Below are 21397 nucleotides of genomic sequence, written 5' to 3'. Positions count from 1 at the left end.
GGCTGGTCAGGAATGAGCACAGAGCGAACGACCAACTCGTCATAACGGACGTTTGGTTGACCGGATGTGCACGCAACCCCGGGAGCACGACGGCCGGGTGGGCCCCCGGGACGTCAGGGACAGGCCCGCGCGCCGCAGCGGGGGCCACACCACGAGCGGGTCACACGACGAAGCAGGCCATCCGCATCGGATGACCTGCTTCGCTCTCTGTGGAGCTAAGGAGAATTGAACTCCTGACCTCCTGCATGCCATGCAGGCGCTCTACCAACTGAGCTATAGCCCCGTATTCTGTTCCCGCCCGGTTCCCCGCTGCGGCATCGCCTACATTACACGGACCTCCCCGCCTTCTGCCAAATCGTTCCGGCCGGGGCCCCGGGGGCGGCACGCGGTACTCTCGGCAGGCAGTGTCCGATTCGTCCTGGGGGGCCGTACGCCGTGACCGCGCTGGAGCTGCAACAGCCCACCGACCCCGCCGGCGCACCCCCGGGCACGGGCCTCACGGGCCTCCTCCGCAGGCGCCCGACCCTCCTGGCGGCCCTCGCCTGCCTGGCCTCCTTCACCGCCTTCTGGACGGCGCAGCGCCTGGCGCACGTGACGATGATCGACCTCATGGTCTACCGCGCCGAGGGCCTCACCGTCCGCGCCGGCGGGTCCCTCTACGACATGGTGGCGACCTCGGCGCATCTGCCCAACACCTACCCGCCCTTCGCCGCGCTGCTGTTCACCCCGCTCACCCTCCTGGACGTCCCGGCGATGCGGACCCTTGCCACCGCCGGCAACCTCCTGCTGCTCGTCGCCGTCGTCCACCTCTCACTGCGGCTCGCCGGCCGCCCCCGGCGGCTGCCCCGGCCCGCCGCCGCGCTCGCGCTCTCCGCCGTCCTGGTGTGGTGCGAGCCGGTGTGGACGACGCTGCGCTACGGCCAGATCAACCTCCTGCTCACGGCGCTGGTGCTGTGGGACCTGACCCGCAGGGACGGCCACCGGCTCGCGGGTGTCGGCATCGGTCTCGCGGCCGGGCTCAAGCTCACCCCGGCGCTGTTCGCGGTGTTCCTCGCGCTGGCCGGCGCGGTCCGGGCCGGGCGGCTGCTCCGCTCCGGCGCGGGGCCGCGCGCCGCCTGGAACCCCTGGCTGCGGCAGGCCGCCGTCGCCACCGCCACCTTCCTGGCCACGGTGCTGCTCTCCGCGCTCGTGCTGCCGCGCGACGCGCACCGCTTCTGGACCGGGGTCGTCTTCGCCGCCGACCGGGTCGGCGAGGTGGAGATCACCGCCAACCAGTCGCTGCGCGGCGTCCTCGCCCGGCTGCTGCACACCCACGATCCCGGCGCCGCCTGGGCCGTGGCCGCCGGTCTGACCGCGGCGGCGGGCCTGGCACTGGCGGTCGCGGCGCTGCTGCGCGGGGAGCGCGCCTGGGCGACCGTGGCCTGCGCCGCGACCGCCCTCCTGATCAGCCCGATCTCCTGGTCGCACCACTGGGTCTGGTGCGTGCCGATGCTGGTGCTGGTCGGCTCCGAGGCGCTGCGCCGGACCGGCGCCGCGGCCCGCCGCCGGTGGGCGGTGACGGCCGCACTGGGCCTGCTGTTCTGCTCGTTCGCGCTGTGGTGGGTGCCGCACCACTGGCACCACCACAAGGAACTGCACCAGAACGGCGGCCAGATGCTGCTCTCCGCCGTCTATCCGCTCGCCGGACTGGCCGTTCTGGCGCTGACCGCACTCCGGCTGCGGCGGACGCCGGGATCAGCTCTGCACGAGGCGACGGACACCGGACCGGCCGTCCTGACCGGCAAGGGCGGGCAGCCGCCGACACCCTGATGCGGCGTCAACACGACTGCGGGCCGGGCGCGGACGGCTCCGCTCAGGCCGTGGCGAAGGAGTAGAAACGCTTCAGCGTGCAGTGCTCGTCGAGCAGCCGCCCGTAGATAGGCTCCCCGTCGAGCTCCCGGTAGGTCTCGATCGGGTCGCCTTTTATGACCAGGGCGCGGGCGCATTCCTCGCACCAGTACTGGTAGTCGGCGTTGACGGGTTCCATGTCGCGGACGATCGGCGTACCGCTGCCGCACCAGTCACATTTCCTGCTGTGGGCGCCCATCCATCAGCTCCAACTGTGGCCGCAGGCCGTACAAACGAAGGAAATGCCGCCGTTGTCGCCCAGCACCTGCGCGACATGGGAGGAACCGCACGAGGGGCACTGCAGCGCGATGCCGTCGCGGTCGCGGCAGGGGGAGTCGGGCCCGTCAACGGGGCAGGTGAAGCGGAGTGCGTATTCCGGCAGCCAGTCGTACCCCTGCGCCTCGGCGACTTCGAGCAGGTCGTTGACCTCCTCGAGGATGCTCGTGGGCATCGCGATCTCTCCTCCCCTGCCGGCGCCGTCCGATTCTGCCATGGACCGCCGACCGGGTCAGGCCCGTCTTTTGCGCCACGGGGCCCGTCCGCCGGCCGCACCGCAAGGGAGAGCGGGCCCGCCTACCTGGCCGGATAACGCAGAGATCCCGCCTCCGGTCGGAGGCGGGATCATCCGGGCTGTGGAGCTAAGGAGAATTGAACTCCTGACCTCCTGCATGCCATGCAGGCGCTCTACCAACTGAGCTATAGCCCCGGGTCTTGTTCCGCTCCCCCGGGTTTCCCCCGGCGGCGCCGCGAACAAGAAGAACTTTAGCCTGCGACCTGCCCAGATGTGAAATCCGGGTCGGCCGGGGCGGCTCGCGGCCCTCAGTCGTCGTCGCCGAGCACCGGCTCCGGCAGGGTGCCGGCGTTGTGCTCCAGCAGACGCCAGCCGCGCGCGCCCTCGCCCAGCACGGACCAGCAGCAGTTCGACAGTCCGCCCAGGCCCTCCCAGTGGTGGGCCTCCAGGCCGAGCAGGCGCCCGATGGTGGTGCGGATGGTGCCGCCGTGGCTGACGACGACCAGGGTGCCGTTGTCGGGCAGCTTGTCGGCGTGGTTGAGCACGACGGGCGCGGCCCGGTCGGCGACCTCGGTCTCCAGTTCGCCCCCGCCTCGCCGGACCGGCTCACCGCGCTTCCAGGCGGTGTACTGCTCGCCGTGGCGCGCGAGGATCTCCTCGTGCGTCAGACCCTGCCAGGAGCCCGCATAGGTCTCGCGCAGGGCCGCGTCATGGGTCACCTCCAGCCGGGTCAGCGCGGCCAGCTCACCGGCCGTCGCGGAGGCCCGCTGAAGGTCGGAGGCGACGATGGTGTCCGGCTTCAGGGCGGCGAGCAGCCGGGCGGCGCGGCGCGCCTGGCCCAGGCCCTCCTCCGTCAGCGCGATGTCCGTCGACCCCTGGAAGCGGCGCTCCAGATTCCAGGCCGTCTGGCCGTGGCGCCACAGGACGATGCGGCGGCCCCGGCCGCCCTTCGTGCCGTTCAGAGCAGCTCTCCGTCCTGGTCACCCGCCGTGGCCTCGGCGTGCGCCGCGGCCTTGCCCCGGGTGGCCGTGGCCTCCTCGGGGAGGTCGATCTCGGGGCAGTCCTTCCACAGGCGCTCGAGCGCGTAGAAGACGCGCTCCTCGCTGTGCTGGACGTGCACCACGATGTCGACGTAGTCGAGCAGGACCCAGCGGGCCTCGCGGTCGCCCTCGCGGCGGACCGGCTTGGCGCCGAGGTCCTTGTTGAGCCGCTCCTCGATCTCGTCGACGATCGACTTGACCTGGCGGTCGCTGGGCGCCGAGGCCAGCAGGAAGGCGTCGGTGATCGAGAGGACGTCGCTGACGTCGTACGCGATGATGTCGTGCGCAAGCTTGTCGGCCGCGGCCTGGGCTGCGGCGTTGATGAGCTCGATGGAGCGGTCCGTGGCGGTCACAAGCGGCTTTCGGTTCGAAGGCGGCCTTCTCCGGCCGGGCCGGGCGGCGGAGCCGCTGCTGAGCGCGGCGCGCGCCCGGGCCGATGGGTGGCCGGGTCGGCGGTCAGGTACCCCACAAGGGTCTCACGGACCACCGACACTCCCGGCCGGGATTCCGGGCCCGCCGCCCGCACGGGCGTCCGTGCTGGTCAGCGCGGGGACGGGGCGGCCCGGTGCCGCTGCCGGGCGGGCGGCGGCACCTGGCGGGCGCGCCCCGTCCGTCAGCCCTTGTAGTCCCGCCCGAGGACCACGGCGAGGTCGGCGTTCGAGGCGGCCTTGCCCTGCCGGACCGCGCTCGCGGGCAGGCCCAGCGTCTTGGCGACCTCCGCGGCCCTGGCCTTCTGGCCGGCGTCCGCGTAGGTGACCCGGGAGGCGGCCAGGGCCGCGCGGGAGGTGCCGTCGTCGACGAAGCTGTAGCCGCCGTTGACCAGCGCGACCTGCGCCTTGCCGGTGGCGGCCCGGGTGCCGGTGGCGTTGCGGACCGCGACCCGGGCGGTGCTGTCGGGCGCGGTCTTCTTGACCGTGCCGCCGAGCACGTCCTTGACCACCGTCGACGCCGTGGTCGGGCTGAGCGTGCCGTCGGCCTGCACGGGCAGCAGGGTCGTGCCGTAGGCGCCGGTCTTCGCCAGCTCCGCCCGCTGCGCCAGCGAGCTGCCCAGCTGGCCCTCGGTGAGCGGCGGGTCGAGCACCTGGAGCAGCGACTTCACGGTGGCGGTGGCGCCGTCGGCGTCGCTGGAGACCTTCTTCAGGGTCGCCTGCATGACCTGGCCGAAACGCTGGAGCTGCCGGGTCTGGGGCTCGCCCGGCGCCTGGTAGGTGGCGTAGGCGACCGCCGCCTGGCCGTTGAGGTCCTGGGCGCTGCCCTGTTTGACGACCGGCGAGGCGCCCTTCTTGGCGCCGGGCACGGTCGCGTCGGTGTCGAGCGTGATCCCGCCGACCGTCTCGACGAGGTTCTCCAGATACGGGGTGTCCAGCCGCCAGCTGGCCTTGAGGTCGGCGCCCAGCAGGCTGTTGAGGGAGTCCCGGGTCGGGTCGGTGCCCTCGTCCTTGACGGACTTGCCGAGCGTGGTGGTGGTGCCGTCGTCCTTGGAGACGACGAGGCTGTTGGGCAGGAGGACGGTGGTGCCCTTGTGGGTGGTCTCGTTGTCCACCAGCAGCGCCGTCGAACTGTTCCCGCTCTTGGTGTCCCGCAGATGCACGACCAGGACGTCGCGCTTCTGGCCGGCGGCCGCGGCCGCCGCACCGGCGCCCGGACCGTTCAGTCCCGGCAGCTTGCCCGCCCACCACAGATAGCCCACGCCGCCGGCCACCAGCAGGGCCAGGACCACGGACAGCGCGACGATCCGGCTGCGGCCGCGCCGCTTGGCCTCCTCGCGCCGCTCGGTGCGGCTCTCGGTGAACTTCAGCCAGTCGATGACGTCTTCGGAGTCCTCGTCCGGCTCCTCGATGAAGGCGAACTGCTCGTCCTGGTACTCCGGGTGTTCCGGCCCGTCCCCGGATCCCGGCGCGGCGGCCGGCTCCACGGTCTCCTCCGACGGGGCACGGCGCTGCGCCGGCGGCCGGTGCGGCCCGTCCTGGCGCGGTGCGGCGGGCTCGCCGTGGTGCGGCTGCTCCGCGTACGAGGCCTGCTCGTAGGGGGACTGCCGGTCCTGCTGCGGGGCCCACTCCTGGGGGTGCGCGGGCTGCTGGGGCACGGCGTAGGGGTCGTAGTGCTGCGGGGCGCCGGGCTGCGCCTGCACCTGCCCGCCGCCGTAGGGGTCGTAGCCGTACGCGGTCTGCCCCTGGTAGGCCTGCGCGCCCTGGTGGCCGGGCTGCGCCGGTGCCCCGCCGTAGGGGTCGTAGCCCTCGTGGGCGGGCGGGGCGGCCGGCTGGCCGTACGCGTCGTAGTGCTGGGCGTGCTGGGCGTGCTGGCCTTGCTCGTATGCCGCCGCGTCGGGGTACACCGGCTGCCCGTAGGCGTCGTAGGTGTAGCCCTGCTGCCCTTGCCGCCCCTGGGCGTACGGGTCGTGGGCGTACGGGTCCTGCGGCCCGTAAGGATCCTGTCGGTCGCTCACCGGTGCCCCTTTCCGTCAAGCCCCGTCAGCGGTCGTCGCGGTACAGCTGTTTTTTGTCGATGTAGCGCACCACACCGTCCGGCACCAGGTACCAGACCGGATCCCCCTGGGCCACGCGCGCCCGGCAGTCGGTCGAGGAGATGGCCAGTGCCGGCACCTCGACCAGGGACACCGCCCCCTCGGGCAGCCCGGGGTCCGCGAGGACATGGCCGGGCCTGGTCACCCCGATGAAGTGGGCGAGTGACACCAGCTCCGCCGCATCGTGCCAGGTCAGGATCTGGCTCAGGGCGTCGGCGCCGGTGATGAAGAACAGATCCGCGTCGCGGTGTTCCGTCCGCAGATCACGCAGCGTGTCTATCGTGTACGTCTTGCCGCCGCGGTCGATGTCGATGCGGCTGACGGAGAACTGCGGGTTCGACGCGGTCGCGATGACCGTCATCAGATACCGGTCCTCGGCCGGGGACACCAGCTTGTGGCTCTTCTGCCACGGCTGCCCCGTCGGGACGAAGATGACCTCGTCGAGGTGGAACTGACTGGCCACCTCGCTGGCGGCGACCAGGTGTCCGTGATGGATCGGGTCGAACGTGCCGCCCATCACTCCGAGTCGCCGCTTCACGGGCCCTGTGTGCTCTCCCATGCGTGCAGACCCTACTGGGCGGCGCGCGATGCCGGGTGCCGGGTGCCGCGGCTCAGCGGTCGCGGTTGAAGCGGGTGGTGATCCAGAGCAGGAGGAGCAGGACAAACAGGGCGCCGCCGCCGGTCACGAAGGGGCTGAGGCTGGCGTGACCGCCCTCGTGTCCGGGGTCGGCGGCCAGGGAGACCAGGGACTGTGCGGTGGAGTGCAGGCTCATCGTCGGCAGGACCAATCCGGGCTGGGGTCGGGCAGAGACTTCCACCACATCGTATGCGGCGTCTCACCGCGGGCACACGGCGACTCCACCCAACACGTCCCGGCGGCCCGGCGGGCCGTCAGTCCCGGCCGTAGCCGCGCAGCAGGAGCCAGGCGAGCAGCACGGCGCCCACGACGCCGACGATGATCACGGTGCGCAGGATCCATCCGGGTCCGCCGTCCCTGGCGGTCTCCTGGGCTGCGGCGAGCAGCACGCTCGGGTACGGCATGACGGTGCGCTCCCTCGGATACCGGCCCGTGTGCGCTATCGGCCGGGCCTGTGCGGTGAACTGGTGCGGTCGCCAGCGTACGCCCGAGCATCCAATCCGCTGTCGGCGGCGTCCTCTAGGCTGAACCACACGCAGTCGAACAGGGGGAGGCCCCAATGACGGAGAGCCCAGACGGCAGCGCCACCGTACCGAGCCGGGACCGGCGGCGTTTCCCCGGCATCTCGTCGCGGTCGTACGAACACCCCGCGGACCGCTCGGCGCTGGTCGCGCTGCGCAAGCTCAGCGGGTTCGACACGGTCTTCAAGACGCTCAGCGGCCTGCTGCCGGAGCGCAGTCTGCGGCTGCTGTTCCTCTCGGACTCGGTCCGGGTCGGCGACCGGCAGTTCACCCACCTCAACGACATGCTGCGGGACGCCTGCTACATCCTGGACCTGGAGAAGGTCCCGCCGATGTACGTCAACCAGGACCCGCAGCCCAACGCCATGTGCATCGGCCTGGACGAGCCGATCATCGTGGTGACGACGGGCCTGGTCGAGCTGCTCGACGAGGAGGAGATGCGGGCGGTCATCGGCCACGAGGTCGGCCACGCGCTGTCCGGGCACGCCGTCTACCGCACGATCCTGCTGTTCCTGACCAACCTCGCCACGAAGGTCGCGTGGATCCCGCTGGGCAACGTCGCGATCATGGCGATCGTCGCCGCGCTGCGCGAGTGGTTCCGCAAGTCGGAGCTGTCGGCGGACCGCGCCGGGCTGCTCGTCGGGCAGGACCTCCAGGCCTCGATGCGCGGGCTGATGAAGCTGGCCGGCGGCAACCACCTGCACGAGATGAACGTCGACGCCTTCCTCGAGCAGGCGGACGAGTACGAGTCCGGCGGCGATCTGCGCGACTCCGTGCTGAAGATCCTCAACCTGCTGCCGCGCAGCCACCCGTTCACCACCGTGCGGGCGGCCGAGCTGAAGAAGTGGGCCGCCAGCCGCGACCACCAGCGGATCATGGACGGCCACTACCCGCGCCGGGACGAGGACGGGGACACCTCCGTCTCCGACTCCTTCCGGGACTCCGCGGCCCACTACGCCGACTCGGTGCGCAACAGCAAGGACCCGCTGATGGGCCTGGTGCGCGACATCGCGGGCGGCGCGGGCGACTTGGGCGGCAAGCTGCGCGACACGGTCTTCCGGGGCGGCCCGCGTCCCGGCGGCACCAACGGCAGCGGCGGGGCCGAGGGGCGCGACGACGCCTAGGCCGCGTCGTGCGGCCCACCCGCCCTAACGGATCGGATGGCTCGGCCTGGGCTGCGCGGCGGGCGCCAGCTCGCCGCAGAGCGAGGGGTTGACCCGGTTCCTGGCGAAGGGGTCGGTGCCCGTGGGCCGGTCGTCGCCGGCGTGCTGGCCCGCGAACAGCGGGTGCAGCGCGTCGGCCGGCTGCGAGGAGCAGGCCAGCGGCCCGGCCTGCAGGCTGCTCTGCAGCACCTCCAGGCGGTGGTCGTTGAGGTTCTCGCGGCTCAGCCGGAAGTGCACCTCGCGCCGCACGGTCACCAGCGAGGCCGCGCCCGGGGTGGCCTTGCCCACGCCCTGGCCCGGGGCGGAGTGCTGCACGCCGGGGGCGGGCCGTACGGCGTAGACGAAGGTGTAGTCGGCGGTGACATCGAGGGCGTCCGGGCTGAGTTCGGAGGCGCTCAGGGTGCCGTCGACCCGGACGTCGGGGTCGGCGAGCCGGGTCTGCTTCGGGTCGAAGCGGACCAGCCAACCGGTCGCCGCGTTCCGGCCGTTGTCGTCGGGGTGCGCCATGCTGCGGTCGAACTGGTCGAGTTGGCCGGTGTCGAGCAGCAGCCGCACGGGCCGCACGGAGCCGCCGGTGAGGGTGACCGGGTCCAGCGAGGAGCGGACGAGGTAGTCCTTGGCGACGGTCAGGGCGGAGACGACCTGGCCGCCGGAGAAGTGCTCGGTGCGGGTGACCGCGGGCAGGTTCACCCCGGCCGCGCCGATCCGGTAGTTCGCCGCGGGGCTGTGCGCGAAGAGGTCGCCCGGCTTCGCGCCCGGGACGGTCCCCCGGGGCACCAGCGGCACGACCGTGGAGCGCAGTGGCTGCGCCCGGAGCGTCTCCGGATTCTTGTAGGGGTGCCGGATGCCCATGTAAACGGCGGTGCCGAAGGCGAGCACGATCAGCATGACCAGCAGGACCGCCTGCCGGGAGCCGCCGAGCCGCCGCCAGACGTGCCGCGTTTTGACGGCCGGCGCATGGTGTTCACCGAGCCGCTCGTCCGCGGAGAATTCCTGCAGTCGCGCAGCACGAACAAACGATTCGTCGAAGACGACGGATCGGTATTCGTCCTCACCACCACCCGGGGCGCCGTTGGGCGTCCCTTCGGGAGGGTCACCAGGCCCGGTCATACAACAAGGGTAGGTCTGACGGGGCGAACGTAAACGCGGGGGCGCCGCGCAACTTCACCGGAGGATTCCCGTTTCAGGTGTCCGTTTTGCGGGCACCGCGCACGGCGTTCAGTGCGTACCGGGCGTCGCCGGGTACGACGGGCGCAGGGAGTCGGCCGAGGGCAGCGACGGCAGGCCCGGACGGGCCGTGGGGACGCCGTCCCTGCCCGCCGTGGGGGCGTCCACCCCGCTGCTGGAGGCCGGCGCCGGTGCGGGGCTCTGGGTGCGCCCGGAGGAGCCGCGGTAGACGGCGCTGAAGGCCAGGGCGACCAGCCCGATGCCCATGACCACGGCCAGCACCCAGGCCACCGGCCGGTGCCAGCGGGTGCTGCGGTAGGGGCGCAGGGCGCCGCCGTAGGGGCCGTACGGGCCGTAGGGCGGGTAGTCGCCGTACTCCCCGTCGTCCTCGTACTCTCCGTAGTCGACGAATCCCTCGTGGTCGCCGGCGCCGCGGGCCCGGCGGCCGCGGAAGGCGGGTTCGTCCCCGTCGTCGCCCTCGGGGCCGTAGCCGGGGCCGGAGCGGGCCGCCTCGGCCTCGGCGCGCGCCTCGGCGGCGGCCAGCATCCGCTCGACCGCCGAGGGCTCATGAATCTGTGCGGACCGGACGAATTCCTCGTCGAAGACCACGGAGGCGAATTCTTCGTCCGCATTTCCGTGGCTCCCGTGGTGGTGCTCGTCGGGCTCTTCACCGTCCGGGAACGGCTTGCCCCCCACGTCGTCCGGCACCCGTCCAGGTTAGCCCCGGCGGCTCATTTTGGGCAGGGAGAACGGGGAATCCGGGGGACCCTTCAGCGGGTGTGGCCGTCGCCCGTGACGATGTACTTCGTCGAGGTCAGCTCCGGCAGCCCCATGGGCCCGCGGGCGTGCAGCTTCTGGGTGGAAATGCCGATCTCCGCACCGAAGCCGAATTGGCCGCCGTCGGTGAAACGGGTCGAGGCATTCACCGCGACGGTGGTGGAATCGACCAACTGGGTGAACCTGCGGGCCGCGGCCTGCGAGGTGGTGACGATGGCCTCGGTGTGGCCGGAGGTCCAGCGCCGGATGTGCGCCACCGCCGCCTCCAGGTCGGGCACCACGGCGGCCGCGATGTCGTACGAGAGGTACTCCGTGGCCCAGTCCTCGTCGGTGGCGGGGGCGACCAGCCCGGGGCCCGCCTGCTGCCAGGCGGCGTCGCCGTGCACGATCACGCCGGCCTGGGTCAGCGCCTCCAGGGCGCGCGGCAGGAACTTCTCGGCGATCCCGGCGTGCACCAGCACCGTCTCTGCGGCGTTGCAGACGCTGGGGCGCTGGGCCTTGGAATTGACCAGGATGTCGACGGCCATGTCCAGGTCGGCGGCCTCGTCGACGTAGACGTGGCAGTTGCCGGTGCCGGTCTCGATCACCGGGACCGTGGACTCCTCGACGACCGTGCGGATCAGGGACGCGCCGCCGCGCGGGATCAGCACGTCCACCAGGCCGCGGGCGCGCATCAGCTCGCCCACCGACTCGCGGCTGCGGCCGGGCACAAGCTGCACCGCGTCGGCCGGCAGCCCGGCGCTCTGCACGGCGTCGCGCAGCACGTCCACCAGGGCGCTGTTGGAGGCGTACGCCGAGGCCGAGCCGCGCAGCAGCACGGCGTTGCCGGACTTCAGGCACAGCGCCGCGGCGTCCACCGTCACATTGGGCCGGGCCTCGTAGATGATCCCGATCACACCGAGCGGGACCCGCACCTGCCGCAGATCGAGGCCGTTGGGCAGGGTCGAGCCGCGCACCACCTCGCCGACCGGGTCGGGCAGCGCCACGACCTGGCGGACGTCCGCGGCGATGGCCGCGATCCGCTCGGGGGTGAGGGTGAGGCGGTCGACGACGGACTCGGCGGTGCCGGCCTCCCGCGCCGCGGCGACGTCCTCGGCGTTGGCGGCGACGATCGCGCCGGTCCGCTCCACCAAGGCGTCGGCGATGGCGAGCAGCGCGGCGTCGCGGGCCGTCCGCGGCAGCGGCGCCAGGACGGCGGCCGCCTCCCGCGCCCGGCGGGCGGTCTCGAGGACGGGTGTGGACTGCGGTGCGCTGCTGGTCATGGCGGCAGCCTAGCCGGGCGGCAGGCCGGGATTCACGCCGCATCTCACAGCGCGGGACGGGGCCGCCCGCCGGTCAGAACGGATGGACGCCGACCGGTGAGGCCGGCGGCGGTCCGTAGCCCTCGGCGATGCGCTGGTGGTAGGTCTCGCGGTCGATGACCTCCAGCCCGACGATCTCCCACGGCGGCAGCTTGGCCGTGGCGCGGTGCTCGCCCCACAGCCGCAGCGCGACCGCCGCGGCGTCGTGCAGGTCCCGCGCCTCCTCCCAGTAGCGGATCTCGGCGTGGTCGTTGGCGTAGCGGCTGGTCAGCAGGAAGGGATGGTCGTGGGCGAGCTGCTCCAGCGCCCGCCGGACCTCCTTCAGCGGGGACTCGGCGCCCGAGACGCTGAGGGTGATGTGCCACAGCCGGGACGCCTCGCGGCGCTCGCCCCCGGCCGGGTACGGCGCCGTCCCGCCGCGCTCGGCGCACCGCTCGTCCGGCCGGCCGGCGTCCTCGCCGGTGCCGACGCTGGTCAGGGTCCGCTCCGCCGTTCCTCGGGGCAGCGCCCCTGGGCGCCCTCGTCTCACCGGCGGCCTCCTGTGATGCGAATCGCTCCGCCCCTGGGGTGCGGATCCGTCGTACGTCGGCGTGTGCGCGGGTGCGCTGCGGACGCCGCTCCCCCGGGCGCCCGTGCAACAAAGTTGACCAGCCCGTGGCCCGTCGCGGGGGCGTTTTTGCGAAGGTCTCCGTGGAAAGGCTGGTCTGCACACGCACCGGTGACGGTGTTCGAGGTCCGCGGCGGCCATCCGCCGGGGAGCCGTCTCAGCGGCGCAGCAGCACCAGATCGTCGCGGTGGACGACCTCCCGCTCGTAGGCCGGGCCCAGCTCGCGGGCCAGATCGCGGGTCGAACGCCCCATCAATCGGGGGATTTCCCGGGCATCGAAATTGACGAGGCCGCGGGCGACCGCCTGTCCCTCGCCGTCCCGCAGCTCGACCGGGTCGCCGGCCGTGAACTCCCCCTCGACGGAGGCGATTCCGGCCGGAAGCAGCGAGGAGCCCCGTTCGACGACGGCCCGCACGGCCCCGTCGTCGAGCACCAGGGCGCCGCGCGGCGTGGAGGCGTGCGCCAGCCACAGCAGCCGGTCGGCGGAGCGGCGGCCGGTGCGCAGGAAGTGGGTGCCGGTCAGCCCGCCGGCCAGGGCGTCCGCGGCGTGCACGGCGGAGGTCAGGACGACCGGGATGCCGGCCGCGGCCGCGATCCGGGCCGCCTCGACCTTGGTGACCATGCCGCCCGTGCCGACGCCGGCCCGGCCCGCGCTGCCGATGGAGATGCCCTCCAGGTCGCCGGGCCCGCGCACCTCGGCTATCCGGGAGGTGCCGGGGGTGGCCGGATCGCCGTCGTAGAGGCCGTCGACGTCGGAGAGCAGGATCAGCAGGTCGGCGCGGACGAGATGGGCGACCAGGGCCGCCAGCCGGTCGTTGTCGCCGAAGCGGATCTCGTCGGTGGCGACGGTGTCGTTCTCGTTCACGATCGGGACGGCGCCCATGGCCAGCAGCTGGTCGAGGGTCCGGTAGGCGTTGCGGTAGTGCGCCCGGCGGCTGGTGTCGTCGGAGGTCAGCAGGACCTGGCCGACCCGGCGACCGTAGCGGGCGAAGGAAGCGGTGTAGCGGGCGACCAGCAGGCCCTGGCCGACGCTGGCGGCGGCCTGCTGCCGGGCCAGGTCGCGGGGCCGCCGTTCGAGCCCCAGCGGCGCCAGGCCGGCCGCGATGGCTCCGGAGGAGACCAGCACGATCTCCTTGTCCTGGTGCTTGGCGAGCACATCGACCAGCGCGTCCACGCGGTCGGCGTCCAGCCCTCCGGCTGCCGTGGTCAGCGAGGAGGAGCCGACCTTCACCACGATCCGGCGGGCGTCCTTCACGTCCTGCCTTGCGCCTGCCACCTGCGTAACCCCTGTGCTCGCCGTTCCCACCGCCGTACGGAGCGGAATGCTGCCCGCTCCGCGCCGCGGCCCTACCCGCGCAATCTACGGCAGGGCGGGCGGCCGGCGCGCGGCGATACCGCCTGGCGGACACCGTGCGGGGGCGGCGCGGCCGGGCCGGTGGGCGGCGCGGCGGGGCCGGACGGGCACAATGGAGGCCGGTGTTCCGGTCCTTGTCGCGGGCCGGTTGCCGTGTGTACGGCGTCCTTCCCCCTGACGCGGTTCTCCTTTAGACGGAAGCCGGGCCGGAGGGGTTGCGTTCGATTGGTCCGCTTTCGCGGTGATGAGAGCCACAGCAGATTGTCACCAGGGCCAACGAGGTCATACGGTCGGGTGTCCATCGGTCCCGTTTCGCCGCTCCGGCGGCGTCGCAGCGCGGGACCCGGCCGCCCCGCTCGGCCTCCCCCTGACCTTCGTGCTGCCAGGAGCCCTCCCCCGTGCCTTCCGCCGGAATCGTCCCCCGCCGAGCCGTACAGCTCGCGGCACTCTTCGCGATGATGGTCGCGTTCACCGCGCAGCTCGTCGGCGCGCTGTTGCCCGTCATCCCGCTGTTCATCGCCGCATCCGTGGTCAACCTGGGACTCGACCTGGTCCTCCAGCACAAGCAGCCCGGCCTGCTCGCGGTGCTCGGCCGGATCAGGTTCGACGTCACCGTGCGCCAGCTGCTGCGCGACATGCTGATACTGGTCGGCCTGCTGCACATCGACGGCATCAACCCGCTGGAGGAGCAGGCGCCGCTCACCATCACCCTGCTCCTCTTCTACGGCACCCACTTCGTGTGCCAGGCGGTGGCGGTGCTGGTCCGCCGGACCCGCAGCATGCCGTTCGTGACCCGCAACATCGACGCGAGCGCGCTGCGGCTCTGCGACGCCCCGCCGCGCATCCTCTCCCGCCAGACGGGCCGGCGCCTGCTGCGCTTCTCGGTGCCCACCACGGCGGGCATGATGCTCACCTCGATCACCACGGACGCGTACTGGGGCGGCGTCGGCCTCGCCGTCTCCCTCGCGCTGTCCGCCGGCGGCACGCTCTACCTGGGCACCTGGCTGCTGCCCAAGAAGCGGGTGGCCACCGAGAAGCAGGCGCTGGAGTGGCTGGACAACTGGCTGGCGGACTACCGGCCGACGGTCGGCATGTACTTCTCCGGCGGCGCCTCCTCCGCCTACCAGGCCAACATGTGGCTGAGCACCCTGGCCTCCCTGGACGGCAACCCGATCATCGTGCTCCGCGAGCGCTTCATGGTGCAGAAGATCGAGGCCACGGACGTGCCGATCGTCTGCATCCCCAAGGTCGCCAACCTGATGCGGCTGGAGCACTCCACGCTCAAGGTGCTGCTGCACCCGGCGAACTCCGGCAAGACCTCGCAGATCCTGCGCATCCCGTCCATCAAGCACGCCTTCACCAACCACGGCGAGAGCGACAAGCTGTCCTCCTGCAACCCCTACGCGAAGGCGTACGACGAGGTGTGGGTCGCGGGCCCGGCGGCGCGTGACCGCTACCAGCTCGCCGACATCGGCGTCGAGGACAAGGACGTCGTCGAGGTCGGCCGCCCCCAACTGGCCCCGATCCAGCCGTACACGGGCGCCCCGGCCGGCCGGATGACCACCGTGCTCTACGCCCCGACCTGGGAGGGCTGGGACGGCAACCCGGGCAACACCTCGGTGATCCTGGCGGGCGAGAACATCGTCCGCGAGCTGCTCGCCGACGAGAAGGTGCGGCTGCTGTACAAGCCGCACCCGATGACCGGTTCGGTCGACCCGCGCGCGGGCGCCGCCAACTCCCGCATCCAGGCGATGATCACGGAGGCGAACGCCGGCCGCGGCGGGGCCCGGCCCGGCGCCGAGGCCGCCGCCGAACTCGCCCGCCGCACCGAGGAGCTGGACGCGCTGACCACCTCCGCGTTCCGCAAGAGCGCGGACGAACTGGAGCGGATGCGGCTCCAGGGCACCCCGGACGAGGGCCGCGCGGCCGCCGTGGACGCGGCCGTCACCGCCTGGGAGGCGGCGTACTGGGCCTCCTTCCCCGAGTGGGAGCACCGCGTCATCACCACCGCCCGCCCCGGCATCTTCAGCTGCTTCAACGAGGCGGACGTGCTGATCAGCGATGTCTCCAGCGTGGTGTCCGACTACCTGACGAGCGAGAAGCCGTACGCGGTCGCCAACACCTCGGGGATGAGCGAGGACGACTTCCGGGCGAACTTCCCGACCGTGCGGGCCGCGACCATCCTCACGCCCGAGGCGAGCGGCGTGGGCGGCCTCCTCGACGCGGTGCGCCACCCGGAGAAGGACACCCTGGCCGCCGAGCGGGCCGAGCTCAAGGAGCACCTGCTGGGCCCGTCGGACCCGCCGTCCTCGGTCCGCTTCAACCAGGCCGCGCTGGACCTGTGCACCAAGGCCGACGAGCGGCGCGTCCGGATGGAGAGCCGGCTGTCCGGCATCCCCGGCCAGCGCTCCCAGGAGGGCGCGAAGGACGCCGGGACGGCCGGGCACGAGACCAGCGGCGCCGCGGAGGACACCACGGCCGCCGTCTGAGCCCACCACGGGCCGCCCGCGGCGGCACCGGACACGGGGAAGGCCCCCGGGAGGAGATCCTCCCGGGGGCCTTCCCCGTTGCTGCTCGCTGTGCCGCGCGCCCGTCAGAAGGGGCGGAAGCGCTCGTACTCCTCGGTGGCCTCGTCCCGCTCCGCGTCGCGGTCGCGGCGGCGCTGCGCGGCCGGCCGGGGCGCCTCCAGGCGGTGGTCCTCGCCACGACGGCCCAGCATCTCCGCACCGGCCGCCATGGTCGGCTCCCAGTCGAAGACGACGGCGTTGTCCTCGGGGCCGATCGCGACCCCGTCCATGGCCCGCGCGCCCGCCTTGAGCAGGGCGTCCTCGACGCCGAGGCGGCTGAGCCGGTCGGCGAGGTAGCCGACGGCCTCGTCGTTGTTGAAGTCGGTCTGGCGCACCCAGCGTTCGGGCTTCTCGCCGCGGACGCGGTAGAAGTGCTCGCCCTCCTCCGTGACCGTGAAGCCCGCGTCGTCGACCGCCTGGGGACGGATGACGATCCGGGTGGCCTCCTGGGCGGGCTTGGCGGCCCGCGCCGTCGCGACGATCTCGGCGAGGGCGAAGGACAGCTCCTTCAGCCCCAGGTGGGCGACGGCCGAGACCTCGAAGACGCGGTAGCCGCGCTCCTCCAGATCGGGCCGGATCATGTCGGCGAGGTCCTTGCCGTCGGGGATGTCGACCTTGTTCAGGACGACCACCCGGGGCCGGTTCTCCAGGCCGCCGTACTGGGCCAGCTCCTCCTCGATGATGTCGAGGTCGGAGACCGGGTCGCGGTCCGACTCCAGGGTCGCGGTGTCCAGGACGTGCACCAGCACCTCGCAGCGCTCCACATGGCGCAGGAACTCCAGGCCCAGGCCCCTGCCCTGGCTGGCGCCGGGGATCAGGCCGGGGACGTCCGCGATGGTGTAGACCGTCGAACCGGCCGTCACCACGCCGAGGTTGGGCACCAGGGTGGTGAACGGGTAGTCGGCGATCTTCGGCTTGGCCGCCGAGAGCACCGAGATCAGCGAGGACTTGCCGGCGCTGGGGTAGCCGACCAGCGCCACATCGGCGACGGTCTTCAGCTCCAGCACGATGTCGCGGCCCTCGCCGGGCTCACCGAGCAGCGCGAAGCCGGGGGCCTTGCGGCGGGCGGAGGCGAGCGCGGCGTTGCCGAGGCCGCCGCGGCCGCCCTGGCCGGCGACGAAGGTGGTGCCCTGGCCGACCATGTCGGCCAGCACCTCGCCGTTGCCGTCGAGCACGACCGTGCCGTCCGGCACCGGCAGGACCAGGTCCTTGCCGTTCTTGCCCTCGCGGTTGTCGCCCGCGCCGGGCTGGCCGTTGGTGGCCTTGCGGTGGGGGTGGTGGTGGTAGTCGAGGAGGGTGGTGACGTCCTGGTCGACGACCAGGATCACATCGCCGCCACGGCCGCCGTTGCCGCCGTCCGGCCCGCCGAGCGGCTTGAACTTCTCACGGTGAACGGAGGCACAGCCGTGGCCTCCGCTACCCGCGGCGACGTGCAGCTCGACGCGGTCCACGAAGGTGGTCATGGTGGGGGTGCCTCCAGAAAACGACGGGTGCGCGGAAACCGCGCCAAGAACTCTGTACTGCGGGGTGCAGCGGTACTGCGGGGTGCTGCGGGGTGTATCCGTATCAACGCGCCAAGGGCGGACCCGCCTTCCCGCTCTCGCGGGAAAAGGCGGTCCGCCCTCGGAGTGCTGCTGTGCGTGGAACGCGTCCGGCCGGAATTACTGGCCGACCGGGACGATGTTCACGACCTTGCGGCCACGGTGGGTGCCGAACTGCACCGCGCCGTCCGCAAGGGCGAACAGGGTGTCGTCGCCGCCGCGGCCGACGCCCGTGCCCGGGTGGAAGTGCGTGCCACGCTGGCGGACCAGGATCTCACCGGCGAGGACAGCCTGACCGCCGAAGCGCTTCACGCCGAGCCGCTGAGCATTGGAATCGCGACCGTTCCGAGTGGACGATGCGCCCTTCTTGTGTGCCATGTCTCCTCAGTCCCTTACTTCGCCGGAGCGTCGATGCCGGTGATCTTCAGCGCCGTGTGGAGCTGGCGGTGGCCGATCCGCTTCTTGTAACCGGTCTTGTTCTTGTACTTCTGGATCCGGATCTTGTCGCCCTTGTGGTGGTCGACGACCTCGCCCTGGACCTTCACGCCGGCCAGGACCCACGGGTCGCTGGTGACCGAGTCGCCGTCGACAACCAGCAGCGTCGAGAGCTCGACGGTGTCGCCGACCTTGCTGGTGGAAATGCGGTCAACCTCGATGACGTCGCCGACAGAAACCTTCTGCTGGCGTCCGCCGGTGCGCACGATCGCGTACACGCGGAACTCTCTCTCGCTAGGAATCGGATCCTCTGATGCCAGCCGCTCACACGGGCTCGGGATGGGGCCCGTGAAATCCGAGTGGACGAGCGGCCTCCCTCGGCGGACCGAGAGGTGTGTGCTCAGGGGTTTTGGTGTCACAGACACCGACGGTCAAGGTTACGGGGCCTTGACCTGGGGGTCAAACCGGCCCCGGACCGCGGACGGTCCGGGGCGCGGGTTGCTCAGTCCTCCGCGGAGGCCGACACCACTGCTGCCGGTGCCTGCTCGGCGGCCACGGTCTTCTTGGCCGCCGCCTTCTTGGTGGTCGCCTTCTTGGCCGTGGTCTTCTTCGCCGTGGCCTTCTTGGCGGTGGTGGTGGTCTTCTTCGCCACCGCCTTCTTGGCCGTGGTCTTCTTCGCCGCGGTCTTCTTGGCGGTGGTGGTCTTCTTCGCCACCGCCTTCTTCGCGGTCTTCTTGGCGGCGGGCGCCGCCTCCGCCTCGTCCGCGGCAGCCGCCTCGGCGGGCTCGGCCGGAGCCGGCTCCGCCGCGGGGGCGGTGATGACCACGGTCGCCGCGGAGTCGTCGGTGACCTCCGGCGAGCCCGCCGGAGCGGTCGCCTTACGGGTCGCCCGGCGGCGCGGACGGGCCGGTGCGGGCTCGGGGGCCGGCGCCTCGGCGACCGGCTCCGGGGCCTGCTCCGGCTCGGGTGCGGCCACCGGCTCGGCCGGCAGCACGATGGCGGTCTCCTCGGCGGCGGCCTTGGGGGCACCCGCCGGAGCGGACGCCTTCCGGCTCGCCCGGCGGCGGCCACGGCGACCGGCGGCCGCCTCGGCCTCGGCCGGGCTGCCGAACCATTCGTCGGCCTCGGCCACCGCGGGCTGCAGCTCGGCCTCGGTCACGGCGACCGGCTCCAGCTCCGGCTCGCTCTCCTCCGGGGTCGGCTCGGCCGCCTCGTGGACGTGCGGCTCGGACCGGTCGCCCTTGCCCTTCTTCTTGCGCTTGCCACCGCCGCCGCCGACCGCCGTCGGCTGGTCCATGTGGACGATGACGCCGCGGCCGTTGCAGTGCACACACGACTCGGAGAAGGACTCCAGCAGGCCCTGGCCGACCCGCTTGCGGGTCATCTGGACCAGGCCGAGCGAGGTCACCTCGGCGACCTGGTGCTTGGTGCGGTCCCGGCCCAGGCACTCCAGCAGGCGCCGCAGCACCAGGTCCCGGTTGGACTCCAGCACCATGTCGATGAAGTCGATCACGATGATGCCGCCGAGGTCGCGCAGCCGCAGCTGACGCACGATCTCCTCGGCCGCCTCCAGGTTGTTCCTGGTGACCGTCTCCTCGAGGTTGCCGCCCTGCCCGGTGAACTTCCCGGTGTTGACGTCGACCACGATCATGGCCTCGGTCCGGTCGATCACCAGCGAACCGCCGCTGGGCAGCCAGACCTTGCGGTCCAGCGCCTTCATCAGCTGCTCGTCGATCCGGTACGTCGCGAAGACGTCGACGTCCGACGTCCACTTCTGCAGCCGGTCGGTGAGGTCCGGGGCGACGTGCGCGACATAGCCGTGGATGGTCTGCCAGGCCTCGTCACCGCTGACGATGACCTTGGAGAAGTCCTCGTTGAAGATGTCGCGGACGACCCGGACGGTCATGTCCGGCTCGCCGTAGAGCAGCGTCGGCGCGCTGGCGCTGTTGCTCTTGGCCTTCTTCTGGATCTCTTCCCACTGCGCCTGGAGCCGCTGGACGTCGCGCGCCAGCTCGTCCTCGCTCGCGCCCTCGGCGGCGGTGCGCACGATGACGCCCGCGTCCTCAGGGACGATCTTCTTGAGGATCTGCTTCAGCCGCGAACGCTCGGTGTCCGGGAGCTTGCGGCTGATACCGGTCATCGAGCCCTCGGGCACGTAGACCAGGTAGCGGCCGGGCAGCGAGACCTGGCTGGTGAGGCGGGCGCCCTTGTGGCCGATCGGGTCCTTGGTGACCTGCACCAGCACCGACTGGCCGGACTTCAGCGCGGACTCGATGCGGCGCGGGCCGTTGGCCATGCCCAGCGCCTCGAAGTTGACCTCACCGGCGTACAGCACCGCGTTGCGGCCCTTGCCGATGTCGACGAAGGCGGCCTCCATCGACGGGAGCACGTTCTGCACCTTGCCGAGGTAGACGTTGCCGACGTACGAGGTCGCCTGCTCCTTGTTGACGAAGTGCTCCACGAGCACGTTGTCCTCGAGGACGCCGATCTGGGTGCGCTCGCCGCTCTGGCGGACGACCATCACCCGCTCGACGGCCTCGCGGCGGGCCAGGAACTCCGCCTCGGTGATGATCGGCACCCGGCGGCGGCCCTGCTCGCGCCCCTCACGGCGGCGCTGCTTCTTGGCCTCCAGACGCGTCGACCCCTTGATCGACTGCACCTCGTCGGCGCTGGTGCTCTCGTCCTTCTTGCGGGGCTCGCGGACCTTGACGACCGTGCGCTCGGGGTCGTCGGCGCCGGTGGCCTCGGCCTCGGCGGCGTCACCGGTGCGACGGCGCCGGCGGCGGCGACGGCGGCTGCTGCTGGAGCCGCCGCCCTGCTCCTCGGCCTCGTACTGCTCCTCGGACTGCTCGGCGGCCTGGTCCTCGTCCTCCTCGGACTCCGCCTCCGCGCCGTCCCGCTCGTCGGCGGACTGCTCGTCGCCGCCCTCGGCGCTCTCCCCGCGACGGCGGCGACGGCCACCACGGCGGCGGCGGCGCGAGGGACGGTCCGCGGACTCGTCCTCGCCGTGACCGTCGTCGGCCTTCTCGGCCTCCGGCTCGGCGACTGCGGCTTCTTCGGTCTGCTGGGCCCGGGCCTGCGGCTCCTCCGCCGGGGCGGCGGCCACCTGCTCGGGCTGCTCGGCCTCGGCCGGGGCGCCACGGCGGCGACGGCGGCGCGACGCGGCGGGCTGCTCCTCGGCCGCCGGGGCCGCGGCGGCCGGTCCGTGACGGGCCGCCGCGTGGGCGGCGGCCGCGCTCTCCGGCGTCTGGAACATCGGCTCGGCGAAGACCGGCGCCTGGAAGACGGCGGTCGGCGGGCGCTGGGCCCGGCGGCGGCCGCGCTGCGGGGCCTCGGCGGCGGGCTCCGCGGCCTCCTCGGCGGCC

20 protein-coding genes and 2 tRNA genes are annotated in these 21397 nt (G+C 72.6%); 3 read left to right on the top strand and 19 right to left on the bottom strand.

What is annotated here, in order from left to right; all coding sequences use genetic code 11:
• Positions 1-210: 210 nt before the first annotated feature.
• A tRNA-Ala gene (locus IEY78_RS31635) sits at positions 211-283 on the bottom strand.
• Positions 284-435: 152 nt separating this feature from the next.
• Here IEY78_RS31635 and IEY78_RS31630 point away from each other — a divergent pair.
• Positions 436-1809: a glycosyltransferase 87 family protein gene (locus IEY78_RS31630; RefSeq protein WP_189104215.1), complete on the top strand. Its 1374-nt coding sequence runs from the start codon at positions 436-438 to the stop codon at positions 1807-1809.
• A gap of 43 nt (positions 1810-1852) precedes the next feature.
• On the opposite strand, the gene IEY78_RS31625 is transcribed toward IEY78_RS31630, so the two are convergent.
• The 9 genes from IEY78_RS31625 to IEY78_RS31585 all read right to left on the bottom strand — a co-directional run bounded on the left by IEY78_RS31625 (position 1853) and on the right by IEY78_RS31585 (position 7003).
• Positions 1853-2086, bottom strand: a complete 234-nt coding sequence (locus IEY78_RS31625) for a hypothetical protein (RefSeq protein ID WP_004571982.1) — start codon at positions 2084-2086, stop codon at positions 1853-1855.
• Positions 2087-2089: 3 nt separating this feature from the next.
• Entirely contained in the window at positions 2090-2338 is a 249-nt protein-coding gene (locus IEY78_RS31620; RefSeq protein WP_189104213.1) for a hypothetical protein, read from the bottom strand.
• 182 nt (positions 2339-2520) lie between these two features.
• Positions 2521-2593: transfer RNA gene (locus IEY78_RS31615), tRNA-Ala, on the bottom strand.
• Positions 2594-2706: 113 nt separating this feature from the next.
• A complete protein-coding gene (locus IEY78_RS31610) occupies positions 2707-3360 on the bottom strand; it encodes a histidine phosphatase family protein (protein ID WP_189104223.1) in 654 nt (217 codons plus the stop codon).
• A complete protein-coding gene (gene rsfS / locus IEY78_RS31605) occupies positions 3357-3791 on the bottom strand; it encodes a ribosome silencing factor (RefSeq protein WP_189104211.1) in 435 nt (144 codons plus the stop codon). Before rsfS ends, IEY78_RS31610 begins: the two co-directional genes overlap by 4 nt.
• Positions 3792-4051: 260 nt before the next feature.
• Positions 4052-5884, bottom strand: a complete 1833-nt coding sequence (locus tag IEY78_RS31600) for an LCP family protein (RefSeq protein ID WP_189104209.1) — start codon at positions 5882-5884, stop codon at positions 4052-4054.
• 25 nt (positions 5885-5909) lie between these two features.
• Positions 5910-6521 carry a nicotinate-nucleotide adenylyltransferase gene (nadD, locus tag IEY78_RS31595; RefSeq protein ID WP_189104207.1) on the bottom strand — a complete coding sequence of 204 codons (612 nt, stop codon included), beginning with the start codon at positions 6519-6521 and terminating at the stop codon, positions 5910-5912.
• Between the two features lie 52 nt (positions 6522-6573).
• Positions 6574-6735 carry a hypothetical protein gene (locus IEY78_RS31590; protein WP_189104205.1) on the bottom strand — a complete coding sequence of 54 codons (162 nt, stop codon included), beginning with the start codon at positions 6733-6735 and terminating at the stop codon, positions 6574-6576.
• A gap of 118 nt (positions 6736-6853) precedes the next feature.
• Positions 6854-7003: a hypothetical protein gene (locus IEY78_RS31585; protein ID WP_189104203.1), complete on the bottom strand. Its 150-nt coding sequence runs from the start codon at positions 7001-7003 to the stop codon at positions 6854-6856.
• Positions 7004-7158: 155 nt separating this feature from the next.
• Here IEY78_RS31585 and IEY78_RS31580 point away from each other — a divergent pair, with 155 nt between their 5' ends.
• Positions 7159-8244: a M48 family metallopeptidase gene (locus IEY78_RS31580; RefSeq protein ID WP_189104201.1), complete on the top strand. Its 1086-nt coding sequence runs from the start codon at positions 7159-7161 to the stop codon at positions 8242-8244.
• Positions 8245-8268: 24 nt separating this feature from the next.
• Here IEY78_RS31580 and IEY78_RS31575 read toward each other — a convergent pair whose 3' ends face one another.
• The 5 genes from IEY78_RS31575 to proB form a co-directional block, all read right to left on the bottom strand.
• Positions 8269-9393, bottom strand: a complete 1125-nt coding sequence (locus IEY78_RS31575) for an SCO2583 family membrane protein (protein WP_189104199.1) — start codon at positions 9391-9393, stop codon at positions 8269-8271.
• Between the two features lie 108 nt (positions 9394-9501).
• Positions 9502-10158 carry an SCO2584 family spore wall biosynthesis protein gene (locus IEY78_RS31570; RefSeq protein ID WP_189104197.1) on the bottom strand — a complete coding sequence of 219 codons (657 nt, stop codon included), beginning with the start codon at positions 10156-10158 and terminating at the stop codon, positions 9502-9504.
• A gap of 62 nt (positions 10159-10220) precedes the next feature.
• Positions 10221-11489, bottom strand: a complete 1269-nt coding sequence (locus IEY78_RS31565) for a glutamate-5-semialdehyde dehydrogenase (RefSeq protein WP_189104194.1) — start codon at positions 11487-11489, stop codon at positions 10221-10223.
• A gap of 73 nt (positions 11490-11562) precedes the next feature.
• Positions 11563-12057, bottom strand: coding sequence for a DUF8830 family protein (locus tag IEY78_RS31560; RefSeq protein WP_189104193.1), 495 nt, complete (start codon positions 12055-12057; stop codon positions 11563-11565).
• 235 nt (positions 12058-12292) lie between these two features.
• Entirely contained in the window at positions 12293-13411 is a 1119-nt protein-coding gene (proB, locus tag IEY78_RS31555; RefSeq protein WP_229700293.1) for a glutamate 5-kinase, read from the bottom strand.
• Between the two features lie 476 nt (positions 13412-13887).
• Here proB and IEY78_RS31550 point away from each other — a divergent pair, with 476 nt between their 5' ends.
• Positions 13888-15978 carry a hypothetical protein gene (locus IEY78_RS31550; RefSeq protein WP_189104191.1) on the top strand — a complete coding sequence of 697 codons (2091 nt, stop codon included), beginning with the start codon at positions 13888-13890 and terminating at the stop codon, positions 15976-15978.
• A gap of 104 nt (positions 15979-16082) precedes the next feature.
• On the opposite strand, the gene obgE is transcribed toward IEY78_RS31550, so the two are convergent.
• The 4 genes from obgE to IEY78_RS31530 all read right to left on the bottom strand — a co-directional run.
• Positions 16083-17519 (bottom strand): GTPase ObgE, encoded by a 1437-nt coding sequence (gene obgE, locus IEY78_RS31545; RefSeq protein ID WP_189104189.1) that lies wholly within the window; start codon positions 17517-17519, stop codon positions 16083-16085.
• A gap of 198 nt (positions 17520-17717) precedes the next feature.
• Positions 17718-17975 carry a 50S ribosomal protein L27 gene (rpmA, locus tag IEY78_RS31540; RefSeq protein WP_189104187.1) on the bottom strand — a complete coding sequence of 86 codons (258 nt, stop codon included), beginning with the start codon at positions 17973-17975 and terminating at the stop codon, positions 17718-17720.
• Positions 17976-17989: 14 nt separating this feature from the next.
• Positions 17990-18310, bottom strand: coding sequence for a 50S ribosomal protein L21 (rplU, locus tag IEY78_RS31535; RefSeq protein WP_189104185.1), 321 nt, complete (start codon positions 18308-18310; stop codon positions 17990-17992).
• A gap of 224 nt (positions 18311-18534) precedes the next feature.
• The coding region (locus tag IEY78_RS31530; protein ID WP_229700292.1) for an Rne/Rng family ribonuclease at positions 18535-21397 on the bottom strand (2863 nt) is incomplete at its 5' end.

The sequence above is a fragment of the Streptomyces kronopolitis genome, from assembly GCF_014646275.1.
Taxonomy (GTDB): domain Bacteria; phylum Actinomycetota; class Actinomycetes; order Streptomycetales; family Streptomycetaceae; genus Streptomyces; species Streptomyces kronopolitis.
Note: the sequence above shows the minus strand (reverse complement) of the source record. Positions and strands in the feature narration are given on the sequence as shown.

Coding starts and splice junctions, on each gene's coding strand:
- IEY78_RS31625 (WP_004571982.1), bottom strand. CDS start 2,086: ATGGGCGCCCACAGCAGGAAATGTGACTGGTGCGGCAGCGGTACGCCG.
- IEY78_RS31620 (WP_189104213.1), bottom strand. CDS start 2,338: ATGCCCACGAGCATCCTCGAGGAGGTCAACGACCTGCTCGAAGTCGCC.
- nadD (WP_189104207.1), bottom strand. CDS start 6,521: ATGGGAGAGCACACAGGGCCCGTGAAGCGGCGACTCGGAGTGATGGGC.
- IEY78_RS31590 (WP_189104205.1), bottom strand. CDS start 6,735: ATGAGCCTGCACTCCACCGCACAGTCCCTGGTCTCCCTGGCCGCCGAC.
- IEY78_RS31585 (WP_189104203.1), bottom strand. CDS start 7,003: ATGCCGTACCCGAGCGTGCTGCTCGCCGCAGCCCAGGAGACCGCCAGG.
- IEY78_RS31580 (WP_189104201.1), top strand. CDS start 7,159: ATGACGGAGAGCCCAGACGGCAGCGCCACCGTACCGAGCCGGGACCGG.
- IEY78_RS31575 (WP_189104199.1), bottom strand. CDS start 9,393: ATGACCGGGCCTGGTGACCCTCCCGAAGGGACGCCCAACGGCGCCCCG.
- IEY78_RS31565 (WP_189104194.1), bottom strand. CDS start 11,489: ATGACCAGCAGCGCACCGCAGTCCACACCCGTCCTCGAGACCGCCCGC.
- obgE (WP_189104189.1), bottom strand. CDS start 17,519: ATGACCACCTTCGTGGACCGCGTCGAGCTGCACGTCGCCGCGGGTAGC.
- rpmA (WP_189104187.1), bottom strand. CDS start 17,975: ATGGCACACAAGAAGGGCGCATCGTCCACTCGGAACGGTCGCGATTCC.